Below are 15,091 nucleotides of genomic sequence, written 5' to 3' on the forward strand. Positions count from 1 at the left end.
TGGATCCGGCCGTGCGGTCCGATTCGATGTCCTGCCCTGATCGTCCAACGGCCCTGGCGATCCGCTCGTCCGAGCCGCGCGCCAGGCGTCAGCGCTCACACTCGCGTACCTTTCCGGCCATACGCGGGCGGCACAGCATGGTCGACGAGCCACAGGGGCACCGATGCCCTCGTGCAGACAACAGACGAGACGGCCGACTTCATGGCGCTGTCGCAGGAGTTGACCGGATTCGACGCGGCGACGCTGCGGGGCACGGGACTCGCCGAGACATACCTGGCAGTGGCCGCCGAGCGACTGGGCAGGGACCGATTGGGGCGGCTGCTGGGGGCGGGCGGAGACCCGCTCGGCGAGCTGGACGACGACCTGCTCAGTGCCGCCCGCGCCCTCACCCACCTGTGGTACACAGGCAGTTGGCCGGAACCGTCACCCTTCGTGGTGTCGGTGCGCGCCTACGCCGAGGGGCTGGTCTGGAAGGCGGCAGGGCTCGCCGCTCCCGCCACAGCACCCGGCGGGTACGGGAGTTGGGCCGCCTCCCCGTCGTCCTCCCCCTCCCGGGCGGGCTCCCGGTGAGCCACTACGACGTGATCGTCGTGGGCGCCGGGATCGCGGGCTCGCTCGTGGCGAAGGAACTGAGCCGCCGGGGTCGCCGCGTCCTGGTCCTGGAGGCCGGGGAGCGCGCCACCGACCCCGCGCGAGGCCACCGTGAGGCCCTCGACCGGTACGCCACGGCATCCGCGAAGGTGCCGGGCTCCGCCCACCGGCCCCACCCCGCCGCCGGCTGGCCCGAGGTCACCGACCTGACGGGCACGGACGGCGACCCGGGATTCCGGGCGGCCGGCCATCTGTTGCAGGACGGCCCGCTCCCGTACGCCAGCGGCTACGTCAGGGCCAATGGCGGCACCGGCAACGTCTGGACCGGCCTCGCCCCGCGCATGCTGCCGGAGGACTTCGACACCGAGGCCTTCGGGTACGGGCGCCGCTGGCCGCTCACCTATGACGACCTGGAGCCCCATTACCGGGCGGCGGAGGGGGAGTTGGGGGTGGCCGCCGACACCGACGAGCAGCGCGCGCACGTCGGGCTCGGTTTCCCCGAGGGCTACACCTTCCCCATGCGGGCCCTGCCCGCCAGCCACCTGGACCGCCTCCTCGCGGCGAGCCTTGACGGACGGCGCGTCAAGGACCCGGTGACCCTGGGTGAGGTCGAACTGCGGTTGGTCGGCACCCCGCAGGCCCGTAACAGCGTGCCGGACCCGGGCTATGACGGCGGGCGCGGCTATGTTCCGCGCGGCGCCCAGGGACAGCCCGATCCAGCCAGCCGGTGCGTGGGCAACGCGACGTGCATCCCGCACTGCCCCTCGTACGCGAAGTACACCCCGCTCAAGACGCAAGGACAATGGGGGAGTTCGGTCACGCTCGTGGACCGGGCCGTGGTCAGCCGCGTGCTCGTCGACGGGAACGGGCGCGCCACAGGCGTGGAGTACCTCTCGTACGACGGTCAGGCCACGCGGGTGCACGCCGTCGTCGTCGTCCTCGCCGCGCACGCCATCGAGAACGCCCGACTGCTACTCCTGTCCCGGCTCGCCACCCGCAGCGGTCAGGTCGGCCGCAACCTGATGGACCACCCGGTGCTGCTCACCTGGGGCCTCATGCCGGAAGCGGTCGACCCCTACCGCGGGCCCGGGTCCACCTCGGGCTTCGAGGGTTTCCGTGCCGGGCCCGAACGGCGCGCGCGGGCGCCCTTTCGCATCGAGGTCGGCAACTGGGGGTGGGTGTGGGCCAAGGGCTCGGTGGACGGCGATGTGGCCCAACTCCTCCACGACAAGGGCCTGTTCGGAGCCGAGCTGCGGCGCGCCGTCGGGGACCGGGTACGCCGCCAGTTCGCCCTGCAGTTCGAGATGGAGCAGGGCGCCGACCCCGCCAACCGCGTCACCCTCCACCCGCACGCACGCGACCAGCTCGGCCTGCCCCGCCCCCAGGTCACCTACGATCTGTCGGACCACGTCAAGGACGGCATGGCCGCCGCCAAGCGCGCGTCCGACCAGATCTTCGCCCTGCTCGGCGCCGAGGACCACACCGACTACGAGCCCGCGGCGGCGTGGCCCGGCCGCTTCGAGCGCAAGGGCCGCCTCTACGGCTATCGCGGCGCCGGCCACGCCGCCGGCACTCACATCATGGGCGACTCCCCGGGCGTCTCGGTGGTCGACTCATGGCAGCGGTGCTGGGACCACCCCGGCCTGTACGCCGTGGGCTGCGGCAGCATGCCCTCAGTCGCCACTTCCAACCCGACTCTGACCATGGCCGCCCTCGCCCTGCGCAGCGCCCAGCGCATTGAGGCCGACCTCGCCGAACGGGACCGCCCCGTCGCCCTCACCCCAGATGTTCCCGCATGAGTACCCCAGGAGTGCCCGCATGAGCCCGCTGCCCCTGCCGCCCGTCGCCGAACCCTTCCAACTCCCTTTCCACTACGGTGCGTTGCACAACATCGGCATCGACTGGCTCACCGAGGTGGAACCGGTCCGGGACCTGCTCGCCAAGCATCACCCCGCCCTGACCGCCGCCACTTTCGACGGCCGGGCCCTGGTTTCGCTCAACTACCAGCTCTACTTTGCGCAGTACGCGTTCGGCGGGGGCGTCACCCAGGAGATCGAGTACAACGTCATCGCCTTCCCCACCGCCCAGGCGGACCGCGTCCCCGAGCTGACCTACGCGCAATACGCGCAGGGCTGGGACCAGACGAAACTCCTCGGCATCGCCCGCATCCGCGTCGTGTGCGACAACCCGTACGCCATCACAGCCGGACGCGAGCTGTACGCCGAGCCGAAGTACCCGGGCTGGTTCGAGGTCGACCTGCCGTCCCTGAACGGTCCGGCGGGCGAGACCTGGACCGTGCACTGCAAGGCGGCCGAGGTGGCGCGGGACGACACCCTGGTGCGTGAGGACACACAACTGGTCTCCCTCAGCGCCGAGTTGGACGGCCTGACGGCCACTCCCGCCAACAACACCCCCATCACCGGCTACGGCACCGACGCCGACGGCCGGGCCCTCGCGGGACCCATGAACGTCTACCAGCCCTACCGCTGGTACGACCTGAGCGCCCCGCACCACACCGACCGTGTACGCCTGACTGTCCATGCCCACGACAGCGACCTCGGCCGCGACATCCACCAACTGCTCGGTGACACCCGCGCCGTCGGCGCCTGGACCTACCAGTCACCCCCGGTGGCCGCCCACAACCGGCCCTACTACCTGAGCTCCCAGGGCTGATGGACTCCTTGGAGCGCGACCGCGGTATCGGGCGGCTCCGGCCTGTGGGGTCACCGGTGTAACTCATGATCGTTCAACGGCCCTTGCGCCTTGGTCGATCGTTCACCGAGGTCCGGCGCTGACCGCTGCGGTTCGTGCTTGTTGGTGTCAGCCGCTGGTGTCAGACGCCGCATGCAGTCTTGACAAGGCTTACTTCGCCGCTCTACAGCACCCGTCCTACTCCTCCGGGTCCCACGCGCGGAGCAGGTCGAACAAACCTGCGTCTCCCTCGATCTGCAGGGAGTCCGCCGGGATACGGTCGTACACGAAGAGAACCAGCTCACTGGCCGTGCCGCGAACGGAGACGCCAGCCGCGTTCGGGCCCTCGTCGGCAGCGGCGACAGGCGTCGTGCCGGGCGCGGAGATACGGGTGGAGCGTGCGCCGTCGCCGTCGACCGTGAGGCGCCAGGAGTGGCCCTCGGTGGCGTGGAAGTCGAAGGCAGTGGGCTTGTGCGGCCAGGCACTCGTCGTTGCGACGCAGGTGGACAGGAACTCCTCGACACCGTCGAGTGCCACCTCATCCGGCAGCGGCTCCGGGGCACCCACAGTGACCTGGGCGTCGTAGGTGTGCACCGCGATCTGCTGGAGCTGGTGCCGGGCGACGGCGCCACAGGTCTGCGGCGACTGGGACGCACCCCACCACGTCCAGCAACCGCGATCCGGGCCGGCCTCCCGCAGTGCGTCCACCAACTCCTGCGTCGACGCGGCCAACCAGGCCGGCACGGCCTCGCGCTCCCGAGGCGCAGCCGGGGCGCCCTCCGCTGCGGACTTGGCCGGAGCAGGCCCTGCGGCGACGGTGGCGGCCCAGGCGCGGCGCCCCTCGCCGATGTGCTGCGCCAGATCGAACAGCGTCCACTCGGGGCAGGTCGGCACCTGTACGTCGAGGCTGGGCGCGGAGGCGACCACGGCGCGGAAGGCAGTCGACCGTTCGTCGATCAGTCGCAACAGAACGGGGAACGGAAGTGTCGTTGTCACATGGACCCTTCTATCACCGTGTTCCGACAATCGGACAGTGATTTTCACAGCCGAGGCGGCGAGCGCGCGGCACGGGCCGGGCGCCCTCAGATGACGCCATGTCCACATTCTGAAACGATCAGTGAGTCACGCAACGCCGCGCCGGCAAGGCCTCATTAGCCGCTCTTACCGTGCCCAATTTGAGGTTTCCGAATTGACTCGCGGGTCTGGCTCCGACACTCGCCACGATGTGCCGGCACTCGCATACGTCGCCCCGTCCATGTCTGATCGGCGCGTGCAGGGAGAGAGCGGGATGATGAGGCCGTGCTGGTGGAGGTGAGAGTGGTCGAGCAGTGGTATCACGCGGTCATGGAGGTGGCCGCGGGTGTTTCCGTCACCCAAGTCGCAGGCCGGTATGGGGTGTCGAGCGCGGACCAAGTATCTGTGCAGAGACCCTGAACTCAGGCGCGAAGGCCCTTGAGCATGACTGCGTACACCGGCGAGTCGGCGAAGGGTTGTTGTTCGCCGGTCTTGGTGTAGCCCCACGACTCGTACAGTGCCTGCACCTTGGGGTGGGTCACGTCGACCAGGAGTACGGCGAGGTCTTCCGTGCGCTCTTTCAGGAGGGCTTCGTGGAGGCGTTCGGAGATGCCTTGTTTGCGCCAGGCTGGGCGGACCATGACTTCGGAGACGGCGTAGGTGGAGGTGTAGCCGTTGTTCGGCTTGTAGGGGGTGGAGCGCCACCATTCGCGGCCGGGGGCGAGGGGGGCGCCGTAGGCGAAGCCGGTCGGCTCGTCGCCGTCGTACGCCACGACGCACGTGAAGCCCGCCTTGCCTGACCAGCGGTCGACGAACCAGGCAAAGCGCTGATTGAAAGGGTCGTCCATTTGGTCGGCATAGGCGTCGGCGTGTACGTCGATGAGCATCTGCCGAAAGCTTTCGGGGAGATTTCCGTGCTGGAAGTGGCGCAGGTTGATCACGCTCGGCTCCATTCGTTCCGCATACGGTCTGCCCAGTCTCGTGCGAAGGCGGTAGAGGGGGCCAGGACGAACAGGTCCCGGTGGAAGTCGCCGATGAGCGTGCGCGTGCGGCCGGGAAGGGGGTCGCCGTCCATGATGGTGAAGACACCGGTGGCTGTGGCCGTGGCCTGTTCTGCGTCGCGCTGGTGGATTTGTGCGAGGGCGAGTTGGGCGGTTGCCAGCGCCCGGTTGCGGCGGAAGACCGGCGGGATCCTGGCCAGGGCGCGGTGGGCCATGGCTTCGGCGTGGGTGGGCTGTCCGCTGCGGTTGTGAACGATGGCGGCGAGGTGGTCGAGTTCGGCCTGGCCGTAGAAGGCAGTCCATCGGGGACGCTCGCGTTCGCAGGCCTTGGCAAGAGTCTCCTGGGCTGATCCGAGAGAGCGGAGGGCACCCTGACGGTTGCCGAGCCCTGCGTACGCGAGAGCGACGCGAACTCGGCCGAGCGAGTCGAAGAACGGGTCCCTGCGGGCCCCTTGAGAGGCTTGTGCGGCCTGAGCGGCCGCGAGAGATTCGGGCCAGTTGCGACGTTGAGAGGCGAGCATCGAGAGGTTGACCCAAACCCGCATTTCGGTGGGACCGTCCTGGGAGAGGCCGGCGTACGTCGAGGCTTCGTTCAGGTACTTCTGCGCCTGATCGAGATTGCGGGCGTCGATGCAGGACCAGGCCGCCATGGCGGTGTACTCGGCGGCCAGCGCGTACAGGGCTCGTCGGACGCGTTCGCCGGCGTTGCGCTGCTGTAGCTCCAGCACGCTGGCGCGGCCTTGGACTGCGGCTTTCTCCAGTTCGGCGTGGCCGCCTTGGCGGTCGTCGGCCTCGACGAGTGCGTTCATCCCGGCGGCGGCGCGGGCCACGTCCGACATGCCGACCGTGCGGCGTTGGGCCACCAAAGGGACGGCGGCGGCTGCGGTTCCGGTGGCCGAGGTGAGGAAGGTGCGACGGCGCACTGGGCCCTCCTGCGGGTTGTGCATGGTGTGTGGTGCGCTGAACCCCAAGTCCTCGACGGGACAGCCGAACACCCGCTCCAGCGCCGCGCACGTACGGCCGATGGGACGGCAGGAGGTTCCGTTCAGCAGGTTGCGGATAGTGCGGGCGGAGACGTCGCCCGGGCGGCCGGTGATGTCTGCCAGCGCGGTGTTCATTCGGGCGGCTAACTCTTCCTGGGTGAGCCCGAGTTCCTGCATCCGGGCCTTGAGGACGGCGTTCGCTCCCATGCCGCCGACGGTAGACCTCCCGGCAGGCGGGAGCCAGACAGGAGGTCACGAGGAGGCAAAGCCTTCCGGTTCGGGGCTGGCGGTCGGAGCAGTGCCTTTCCTGTTCCCCGCCTGCGATGGGTCGTTGACTGGGGAGCAGGCCGTCGAGAGGGCTTTTCAACTCCCTTCGGCGGCATGGAGGAAAGCCCGCACCAGCGTCACTTCGTCGTGCTGGGCGGGCGTCCCACCCTCGGAGGGGATGTTCCCGTGACCATGACCTCAGCCAGGCCCGCCGCGACCGGCGCCCCCGGCTACGCCGAGACGATGCCTTGCGAGCCGGAATCCGCTCGCCGGGCCCGTCTGCTCGTCTCCGTCGCGCTGCACACCTGGGGGATAGGCGAGTTGGCCGAGGACGGGCAGCAGATCGTCGCCGAGCTCTTCAACAACACCATCAACCACACGCGTCGCAGCGCAGCCCGTGTGGTGGTCACGCGACCGACCGACAGCCTCGTGCGCATCGGTGTCGCCGACAACTGCCGGGAGGCCCCAGGCGTGGGCAGCCCCGGTCACGACTCCGAGGAAGGGCGCGGCCTGATCCTGGTCGAGGCCCTGAGCTGGAGATGGGGGTACGACCGGAAGCCCTCGGGCAAGGTCGTCTGGGCCGAACTGAAGCACCGACCTCACGCTGAGGCCCTGTCTGCCGGTACGGCTGATGCGGGCGAGGAACTGGTTGACGACCGGAGGAGCCCGCATGAGTGACGCAGCCCAGGGCATCGCCCCCGAGGCCCTGGCCCTCCTGGCACTGCCCGCCCTCGACACGCTCACCGAGGACCAGTCGCGCGGAAGGACCTGCGTGTGGGGTGACGAGGACCTGACCGCCGAGACGGCCGTCGACCTCGGCGAACGTGTCATTCAGCCGGACGGTTCCACGCCTCCGGTGCGGTGGTTCCCGCGCGGTTGTCGTGGCTGTGTGGCCAAGCGGGCGCTGGACGCGCTCTTCGACCATGCCCCGCAGTGCGAGCCGTGCGTGCAAGAGCCCAGCGAGTGCGCAGTCGGGCGAGGCCTGGCCAGGCTCGTCAGGGGGTTCCGGCCGTGATCCGGCTGTGCGGGCGGTGTGGCAAACCGATCGGCTCCGGCGAGGCTCACACCACGCACATCCTCGACGGAGACTCCGTCGCGAGCGTCACCGTCTACATCCATGCCGAGCCGTGCCGACGGGGACCGACCCAGACCAGGCAGACGTCCGTGCGTGACTGAGCCCTCGGGATTGGGTGGGTTGTGGCATCCGTGTGGCACAGGAGCACGGGGGCGAACCAAAGCGAAGGGCCAGCCAGGAGGAAACCCCTCCTGAGCTGGCCCTCAAGGCTGTGCTCCCGGCAGGATTCGAACCTGCGACACCCGCTTCAGGAGTTCGATCAACCGGGCGCTACTGCGTGCTGCGGTAAAGGGTGCGGTGGCGTAGCGGACCATTGGGGACCGTGGGCGTACGTCGGCGTTGATGTCAACTGTGGATGTCAGGCAGGCCGAGGCACGATGCTCACCGCGCGGTAGTCGTATCCGTCCTGCCTGAAGCCAGGGGCTTCCCATGTGAGGTCGACCTGCTGTCCGGGCGACAGGGCGTGGAAGCCGGTCGCCTGGATGATGGAGTAATGGCCAAGGAACCCGAAACCCTGGCAACCGCCTTGTGCCCCTCCCCTGATCCTGGGAGTGGGGCCGGGCCGGTGGCGGTGGGTGCGACTTGGCGGCAGCTGCGGAGTGTGGCCCGCTGGTGGGATGTGGTGGGCCGAGGGCGGTCGCCCAGCAGGGTGGAGGCGGAGTGGAGCAGCAGTCGGATACCGGCGAGGCCACCGCCGACCGCGTCGACGGGGGAGGACCTGGGCTGGCCGCGCAGCCGCAGGATGGTTGTCGTGCGCGTAGTGGCTTACGCCGGGTGGCGGTATCGGCCGGCTGCGTTGTGACATGTTGGTGGTGCCCGGGGCGCTGGAGGTGGCCGCGGTAGAGCGGGTTTGGCAACTGGCCAGATCGGCACGGGCGGCGGACAACGGTGGTGTCTGCGCTGGGGGATTTGAAGCCGGACAGACGCGCGAGGTGCGCGGCCCCCCCCGGGCCTCGCCCGGATCCCATCGACGGCGGGCCGGACAAGGCCCCACTCCCGCCGGTTGTGCTGCCGGGCGGGCTGCGTGGCCTGTTGCTTCGTCAGTCGCCGGTTGCCGCCATGTTGGCGGCGGGGATCGGGACCCAGCGGCCGGGGTGGTGATAGATGCGGTCGTACCGGTAGCCCGGCAGTCCTTTGGTGCTGGTGGTGCGGAAGGGGCGGCCGTGGTCGTCGATGCGGACCGTGCCGGTGCGGCCTTGTGAGGACCAGTCGAGGTCGAGGTACCAGTCGCAGGTGCAGGACTCGGTGAGCGCGGAGACCACCAGGACTTCGGGCTCCTGCAGGGACACCAGGTAGGGGAAGTCGATTGCGGGGATCGGTGTGCCCGCCCCGTTGTCGCCGGGCATCGAACGGGCCAGGGGCTGGTGCGCGTCGAGGTTCACGGAGAAGTAGCGGGGGATGAGGGCGGCGCCGCAGCCGTCGCTCAAGGAGTAGGCGATGCCCCGGCCGGCGGCGGGGGTGGCGTGGTTGATCACGCGCACGTGCAGTGCTTCCAGGACGACGGCTGCGGAGCCGCGTCCCTGCACCGTGATCCGCACGCCGGTGGTGTCCCCGTGCACCGCCTGCTGGGAGGCGACCCACGCCGCGATGTCCTCCGGGTGTGGGGGCGGCGGGACTTGCTGCGTCGGCTTGGCGACGACATAGGGTTCGCCGCAACCGGTGAGTCCGAGTGTGTGGGAGTTGGCGGTCCAGGTGAGGGGGGCCACCGGTGGGGCCGTGCCGGCGCTTGCCTGGTTCGGCTTGGGGCTGCCGTTGTGTGTGGCCGACGCGGAGGGGGGTCCGGCGGATGCGGTGAGGCCGAGGAGCGCGGCGACGAGCGAGGCCGCCAGTGCCATCGACCGCACGGGTCGTCGTCGGGGGCGCCCGCCGTGGGGCCGCGGCCAGGGCGGTGAGGTTGGCTCGGGGCGCTGGTTGGCCGGTGAGATCGGTCTGGGCGCCTCCACGGCCGGGCTGCTGCCGCTCGCAGAGACGGCCGACGCGGCAGCGCTTGCGGGGACGATTGATGCCGCTGTGCTCGTGGTGGTGTGGGGCGCTGGTGCCTGCCGGGTATCGGATGGGCGTGGTCGTTGCCGCGCGGCGGCGGCCACGATCCACCGGCGGTGCAGCTCAGTGCGTTCCTCGGGGGAGGCGCCGCAGAGTGCGGCGAACCGCTCGATTCCGGCGAAGTCCTGCGGGACTGCTTCTCCGGAGCAGTAGCGGTGCAGGGTGGAGGCGTGAACGCCCAGTCGGCGGGCCAGTGCCGCGTAGCTGCGGTCGGTGCGCTTCTTCAGACGCGTCAGCAGTAACGCGAACTCCGCTACATCGTCGTGGATCGAATCCATGTGGTCCGTACTCGTATCCGTTTGCCGGCCCGCGCGGGCCTGTCCCGATGGGGCACGGTTTCCCAGGCGCTCCCCCATACCTGCACGCCAATACGCCTGGGACGGTTCCAGGGTTGCGAAGCGTGATCTTGTTCACGACCAGCCCGCAGAACGGTGAGCCTTCCCTGGGGCGTGGACAACCACCGTCCGCAGAGGTGCCGTTCTGCGGGCGGGCTCGCGCCCGCGAGGAGGACGTACCGGAGAGCATCGCGCGTTCCGGCATCCGCCCCACTCACACGTCGGCGGTGATGCTCACGAAGCGGCGCTCCGGGATGGACACACTTCCGGCCTACGAACTCACCAAGTCCTTCCGCCTGCCCGTCGCCCTCTTCAGCATCGCGGATACCCGCAGGCGGACGCTGTACTGCGCCGGGGAATGCGGCCACGCGTGGCACAACCTGCCGGATCCGCCACGGGACGCAACCTGAGGTTCCCGAGCACGGCCCCCGCGCGCGCCACCGGCCGCCGCATCCTGCTGATAGCGTCCGGAGGCGCCGCCGACCTGCGCCGAGTCGACCCGGCTCTCCTGCACCCCGCCGACCGCCTGGTCCTCAACGACGTCGACCCCGACGTCCTCCAGTACGCCCTCACACACCTGCCGCCCGCGACCCGCGCCCAGACCGCCGCGGCCCCCGGCAACGTCCTGCGACGCCCACCTGGCCGCCGACCACGGCCCCTTCGACCTGGTCCTGGCCGGAGGCCTTTTCGACTACCTCGAAGAACGCTTCGCCCGAGCCCTGATCCGCACCACTCTGTCCCGCCTGTGCCGCCCCGGAGGCACGTTCTACTTCTCCAACATCGCGACCCCGAACCCCTACGCCGCCCTGATGACCCACATCGGCCGCTGAAACCTCGTCGAACGCACCCCCGCCGACATCGAGGCCGACGGCCGTGCCGCGCGCCGCCGGGAACCGTCGCCGGACTGGACATCACCGCCGATGCCACTGGCCTGACGCTGTTCGCGACGGTGCGGCGCGCTGACGAGCCGGGGTGATCCCCGCAGTCGGCTTCGTGTTCGTCGCCGACGCAACCTCGATCGTCAGTCGAGGCCTTCGATGATGCGGAAGTCGCGCTCGACGCCGTCAGCAAGTGTGGCCAGCGCCTCCTGGTAGGCCGCACTCGCGCGTGCGGCGACCGCCTGTTCGAAGCTGTCGAACTCGATCAGGACGGTGCGCTCGGCGATTCCGGCGTCGTGTGCGGCGACCCGGCTGCCGCGGGAGAGCAGCCGCCCGCCCGCGGCCTTGACGGCTGGACCGGCCAGCTTGTCGTAGGCAGCCACCTTCTCGGGGTCCGCAATGGTGCGGTAGACGCTGACCCAGTAGCCCTTGGCCACGGTACCTCCTGTGTTCGGAATTGATGATCAGAAACATGCTCAGATCCATGGCCGGCGCGCTGTGGGTCAGCGAGCCGACGGAGCGGCGTCGAAGTCGGACGGCTTCGATCCTCAGCTTCCGGTTCGACTCGACCGGCCCAGGTCCGGCACACCGACTGGGGCTGTGATCGGATTGGTCTCGGGTGAGCGTCGGCGGGCTAGGGCGAGGGCGAGGGCGAGGCTGGCCATCGTCGTGATCGCCATCGCGGCGACGCCGACCAGCGCCGCGGTCGTGTAGGCGTCGTCGTTCGGGAAGAGGCGGCCCGTGGCGGTGCCGGCGGCCAGGACCAGACCGCCGATGGCGCTGCCCAGGGAGTACCCGACGCTGCGGACGACGTAGTTGAAGCTCATGGCGCTCGACGTCTCGCTCTTGGGGGTGACGGCCAGGATGACGCCGGGCATGGCGGCCGAGAAGCTGCCGACGCCGAAGCCCAGCACGCCCATGGCCGCGAGCAGTTCGGCCAGGTTGGACCGGGCGGTGGCGAACAGGACGAACCCGCCGCCGACGATGGCGGCGCTGCCGGCCAGGAGCAGGGGGCCGTCGATCCGCGTCCGGACCCGCGGCGTGAGCTTGCCGGCGACGAACCCCAGCACGGAGAACGGGATGAGGACCAGCCCCGCCACGAAGGTGGTCAGTCCGAAGCCGTAGCCGGCGCTGTGCGGCGTCTGCGCGTAGCGGGTGATGAGCGTGAGCAGGAGGTACATGCCGCTCCCGCCGACGAACATGGCGATGTTCGCCCCGGCGACCGCCGGGTGCCGTACCGCCCGGACGTCGACCAGGGGCGTCTTGGTTCGCAGTTCGGAAACGGTCCAGACGCAGAGCAGGAGTACGGCGGCGACGGCAAGGGTCACCGCCACGGCGAGGTGTCGGCTCCACAGGCTCCTCTCGCCGGCCAGGAACAGGACGAGGAGCAGTCCACCCGCCAGGACGAGCGCACCGGCCACGTTCACGTGAGCGGAGCGGCCTTCGGGAGCTGCGGGCATGGAGCGCCACGCGGTCACGAAGGCGATGGCGGTGACGAGCAGGCCGAGACCGTAGGCGGCCCGCAGTCCGCCGAACTCGGCGAGCAGCGCGGCCAGCGGGTAGCCGACGCCGGCTCCGATGATGGAGACCACTGAGATCAGGGCGATCGTGGCCGCGCTGCGCTCCTCGGGAAGATGGTCGCGGGCCACGCCCATCATCAGCGCCGTGAGACCGAGTCCGACGCCTCGGGCCGCTCTGCCCACGAGCAGCCAGGCGAACGGCAGCGGCAGCACGGTGAGCGCGCTGCCGACGACGACGATCGCCAGCGTGGCGAGAATCGTGGCCCGCCGGTGCGGACCGGCTCCGAGCCGGCCGAGGACGGGTGTGGCGACGGCGCCGCTGAGCAGGGCGATGGTCAGCGTCCACTGCGCGCTGTCGACGCGAAAGGCCACCTACGAGGATCCGTAGGTGGCCTTTGCGCTGGTGCCCCCGGCAGGATTGGAACCTGCGTAACCCGCTTCAGGAGAGCGGGACCTGTGCTCGCAACCCCCCGCGTCAGCGGTCCCCGCCCTCACACCCCCCGCGTCCGCGGGATCCGTACCGTGAACACCGTCGAGCCCGGGCCGCCGCTCAGCTCCAGGGTGCCGCCGTGGGCGTGGATCAGGGAGCGGGCGACGGAGAGGCCGAGGCCGCTGCCGCCGCGGTCGCGGCTGCGGGCCTTGTCGACGCGGTAGAAGCGGTCGAAGACGCGCTCGCGGTCGGCGGGCGGGATGCCGGGCCCCGCGTCGGTGACGCGGACGAGGGCCGCGTCGGGAGCGACGGCGATCTCCACGGACACCGGGGTGCCCGCCGGGGTGTGCACGGCCGCGTTGGTGAGGAGGTTGTCCAGGACCTGCCGGACGCGCTGCGGGTCGATGCGCAGCCGGAGCGGTCCGGGCCCGGCGTTGACCTTCAGGGGGCGGTCGGGGCGGCTCGCGCGGAAGGCGTCCGCCGCCTGCTGGACCAGCTCCGCCAGGTCGGCGTTCTCCAGGCGCAGCGGTGTCTCCACCTCGGCCGCGTCCAGCCGGGCCAGCAGGAGGAGGTCGTCGAGGAGGACGCCCATGCGCGCGGCCTCGGCGCGCAGCCGGGCCAGGTGTTTGTCCCGTTCCTCGGGCGCGTTGGCGGCCGCGTACTGGAAGAGGTCCGCGTAGCCCCGTACCGACATCAGCGGTGTGCGCAGCTCGTGCGAGGCGTCGGCGACGAAGCGGCGCAGCCGCTGTTCGGCCTTGGCGCGCACCGCGAGGGAGTCGTCGATGTGCTCCAGCATGGTGTTGAACGCGGTGCGCAGCTCCTCGACCTCCGGTCCGCCCCCGGGGCTGTCCGCGCGCAGCGGCAGCCGGGCCGCCGACTCGGTGAGGTCGTGCGAGGTGATGCCGTGCGCGGTGTGCGCCATGTCGCTCAGCGGCTTCAGGCCGCGCCGCAGCATCGCCCGGCCGAACACCACCAGGGCCAGCAGGGCGAGCCCGAAGGTGACCACCTGAATCGTGATCAGCTGCCCCACGGTGTCGTCGATGTCGTCCAGGGGCGCGGCGCTGACCAGGACCACGCCGGGCTTCACCTCACAGGCGCGCAGCCGGTACTCGCCCTTGCCCCGCAGATCCGCGGTACGCAGGAGTTCCGTGTCGGCGGTGGTCTGCGCCCGGGCCAGGGAGGTGAAGTCGTCGACGTCCTCCGGCAGGTCGGCGGGGTCGTCGGGCCGGCGGAGCTGGGGCTTGCCGTCCGCCACGTCGTACACGGCGTAGAACCAGCTGTAGTACTTCTTCCCGGACAGCGTGCCGTAGTCCGCGATGCTCTTGGACTGGGCGATCTGGCCCTGCGCCAACGTCGTGTCGAGCTGGGCCGACAGATAGTCGCGCATGTACATGGTCAGCACGTTGCCGACGACGGCGAACACCACCAGCGACAGGACGCCCAGGCCCAGCGCGAGGCGGGTGCCGAGCCGCAGCCTGCGGTACGACTGCCGCAGCCGTCCGATCACTCGGCGACCTGCCGGACCACATAGCCGAACCCGCGCACCGTGTGGATCAGCGGCGAACCCGTGGCGTCCAGCTTGCGGCGCAGCCGGCTGACGACCAGCTCCACCACGTTGGAACGGCCCCCGAAGCCGTACTCCCACACGTGGTCCAGGATCTGCGCCTTGGTCAGCACGGTCGGCGACTTGCGCATGAGATAGCGCAGCACCTCGTACTCGGTCGGCGTCAGCGTCAGCAACTGCTCGCCGCGGCGCACCTCGCGGGTGTCCTCGTCCATCGTCAGGTCCGCCACCCGCAGCACCGACCGCTGGAAGCCGGGCCCGGCGCTGCGCCGCAGCACGGTCCGCAGCCGGGCCATCAGCTCCTCCACCGCGAACGGCTTGACCAGGTAGTCGTCGCCGCCCCGGGTCAGCCCCGCCACCCGATCGGCTACTCCGTCGCGCGCGGTGAGGAACACCACGGGCACCATGGTTCCGGAGCGGCGCAGCCGGTCCAGGACGCCGAAGCCGTCGATGTCGGGCAGCATCAGGTCGAGCACCACGATGTCCGGGTGGAACTCGGCGGCGCTGCGCAGCGCCGCCTCACCCGTGTTCGCGGTGACCGCCTCCCAGCCCTCGTAGCGGGCGACGGTCGCGACCAGGTCGGCGATGGGCGGATCGTCGTCCACGACCAGGAGTCGTACTTTTTCCACCCGCTCATACTGCGTCACGGACCCGCTCCCGCCACCCCCGGGCACCCCACCCATGTGCTTCGATAAGCAC

Annotated in this window: 15 protein-coding genes; 6 read left to right on the plus strand and 9 right to left on the minus strand. The window is 70.4% G+C overall.

The genetic code is table 11. From position 1 onward, the window contains the following. The first annotated feature begins 171 nt into the window (after positions 1-171). From ACFYWX_RS15230 to ACFYWX_RS15240, 3 genes are read left to right on the plus strand one after another with little or no spacing between them, the layout of a single operon-like run. Positions 172-570, plus strand: a complete 399-nt coding sequence (locus ACFYWX_RS15230) for a hypothetical protein (protein WP_389424469.1) — start codon at positions 172-174, stop codon at positions 568-570. Beyond that, positions 567-2,390, plus strand: a complete 1,824-nt coding sequence (locus ACFYWX_RS15235; RefSeq protein ID WP_389424470.1) for an FAD-dependent oxidoreductase — start codon at positions 567-569, stop codon at positions 2,388-2,390. The genes ACFYWX_RS15230 and ACFYWX_RS15235 overlap by 4 nt, the downstream gene beginning before the upstream one ends. Before the next feature lie 19 nt (positions 2,391-2,409). Next, on the plus strand, positions 2,410-3,264 hold the full coding sequence (locus ACFYWX_RS15240; RefSeq protein ID WP_389424471.1) for a hypothetical protein: 855 nt from the start codon (positions 2,410-2,412) through the stop codon (positions 3,262-3,264). Between the two features lie 216 nt (positions 3,265-3,480). Here ACFYWX_RS15240 and ACFYWX_RS15245 read toward each other — a convergent pair whose 3' ends face one another. The 3 genes from ACFYWX_RS15245 to ACFYWX_RS15255 form a co-directional block, all read right to left on the minus strand. Next, positions 3,481-4,278 carry a maleylpyruvate isomerase family mycothiol-dependent enzyme gene (locus tag ACFYWX_RS15245; protein WP_389424472.1) on the minus strand — a complete coding sequence of 266 codons (798 nt, stop codon included), beginning with the start codon at positions 4,276-4,278 and terminating at the stop codon, positions 3,481-3,483. 440 nt (positions 4,279-4,718) lie between these two features. Further along, complete coding sequence (locus tag ACFYWX_RS15250; protein WP_389424473.1) at positions 4,719-5,249, minus strand: GNAT family N-acetyltransferase; 531 nt, start codon at positions 5,247-5,249, stop codon at positions 4,719-4,721. After that, positions 5,234-6,487 carry a helix-turn-helix domain-containing protein gene (locus ACFYWX_RS15255; RefSeq protein ID WP_389424474.1) on the minus strand — a complete coding sequence of 418 codons (1,254 nt, stop codon included), beginning with the start codon at positions 6,485-6,487 and terminating at the stop codon, positions 5,234-5,236. Before ACFYWX_RS15255 ends, ACFYWX_RS15250 begins: the two co-directional genes overlap by 16 nt. A 252-nt stretch (positions 6,488-6,739) precedes the next feature. Between ACFYWX_RS15255 and ACFYWX_RS15260 the strand changes: the two genes are divergently transcribed. Both ACFYWX_RS15260 and ACFYWX_RS15265 read left to right on the plus strand, forming a co-directional pair. Then, positions 6,740-7,225, plus strand: coding sequence for an ATP-binding protein (locus tag ACFYWX_RS15260; RefSeq protein WP_389424671.1), 486 nt, complete (start codon positions 6,740-6,742; stop codon positions 7,223-7,225). Beyond that, a complete protein-coding gene (locus tag ACFYWX_RS15265) occupies positions 7,218-7,562 on the plus strand; it encodes a hypothetical protein (RefSeq protein ID WP_389424475.1) in 345 nt (114 codons plus the stop codon). Before ACFYWX_RS15260 ends, ACFYWX_RS15265 begins: the two co-directional genes overlap by 8 nt. A gap of 418 nt (positions 7,563-7,980) precedes the next feature. Here the strand turns inward: ACFYWX_RS15265 and ACFYWX_RS15270 are convergent, their stop codons facing one another. Together ACFYWX_RS15270 and ACFYWX_RS15275 are read right to left on the minus strand one after the other, a co-directional pair. Beyond that, positions 7,981-8,166 carry a hypothetical protein gene (locus ACFYWX_RS15270; RefSeq protein WP_389424672.1) on the minus strand — a complete coding sequence of 62 codons (186 nt, stop codon included), beginning with the start codon at positions 8,164-8,166 and terminating at the stop codon, positions 7,981-7,983. 496 nt (positions 8,167-8,662) lie between these two features. Next, the gene (locus tag ACFYWX_RS15275; protein ID WP_389424476.1) at positions 8,663-9,943 is read right to left on the minus strand and encodes a helix-turn-helix domain-containing protein; all 1,281 of its coding nucleotides are present in this window, start codon (positions 9,941-9,943) and stop codon (positions 8,663-8,665) included. Positions 9,944-10,065: 122 nt separating this feature from the next. On the opposite strand from ACFYWX_RS15275, the gene ACFYWX_RS15280 reads away from it, so the two are divergent. Further along, entirely contained in the window at positions 10,066-10,410 is a 345-nt protein-coding gene (locus ACFYWX_RS15280) for a DUF5958 family protein (RefSeq protein ID WP_389424477.1), read from the plus strand. 611 nt (positions 10,411-11,021) lie between these two features. On the opposite strand, the gene ACFYWX_RS15285 is transcribed toward ACFYWX_RS15280, so the two are convergent. The 4 genes from ACFYWX_RS15285 to ACFYWX_RS15300 form a co-directional block, all read right to left on the minus strand. Beyond that, entirely contained in the window at positions 11,022-11,315 is a 294-nt protein-coding gene (locus ACFYWX_RS15285; protein ID WP_389424478.1) for a DUF1330 domain-containing protein, read from the minus strand. A 111-nt stretch (positions 11,316-11,426) separates the two neighbouring features. Further along, positions 11,427-12,770 (minus strand): MFS transporter, encoded by a 1,344-nt coding sequence (locus ACFYWX_RS15290; protein WP_389424479.1) that lies wholly within the window; start codon positions 12,768-12,770, stop codon positions 11,427-11,429. Positions 12,771-12,889: 119 nt separating this feature from the next. After that, a complete protein-coding gene (locus tag ACFYWX_RS15295) occupies positions 12,890-14,335 on the minus strand; it encodes a sensor histidine kinase (protein WP_389424480.1) in 1,446 nt (481 codons plus the stop codon). Next, the gene (locus tag ACFYWX_RS15300; protein WP_389424673.1) at positions 14,332-15,021 is read right to left on the minus strand and encodes a response regulator transcription factor; all 690 of its coding nucleotides are present in this window, start codon (positions 15,019-15,021) and stop codon (positions 14,332-14,334) included. Before ACFYWX_RS15300 ends, ACFYWX_RS15295 begins: the two co-directional genes overlap by 4 nt. Between the last annotated feature and the right edge of the window lie 70 nt (positions 15,022-15,091).

The organism is Streptomyces sp. NPDC002888 (assembly GCF_042888465.1).
GTDB lineage: Bacteria > Actinomycetota > Actinomycetes > Streptomycetales > Streptomycetaceae > Streptomyces.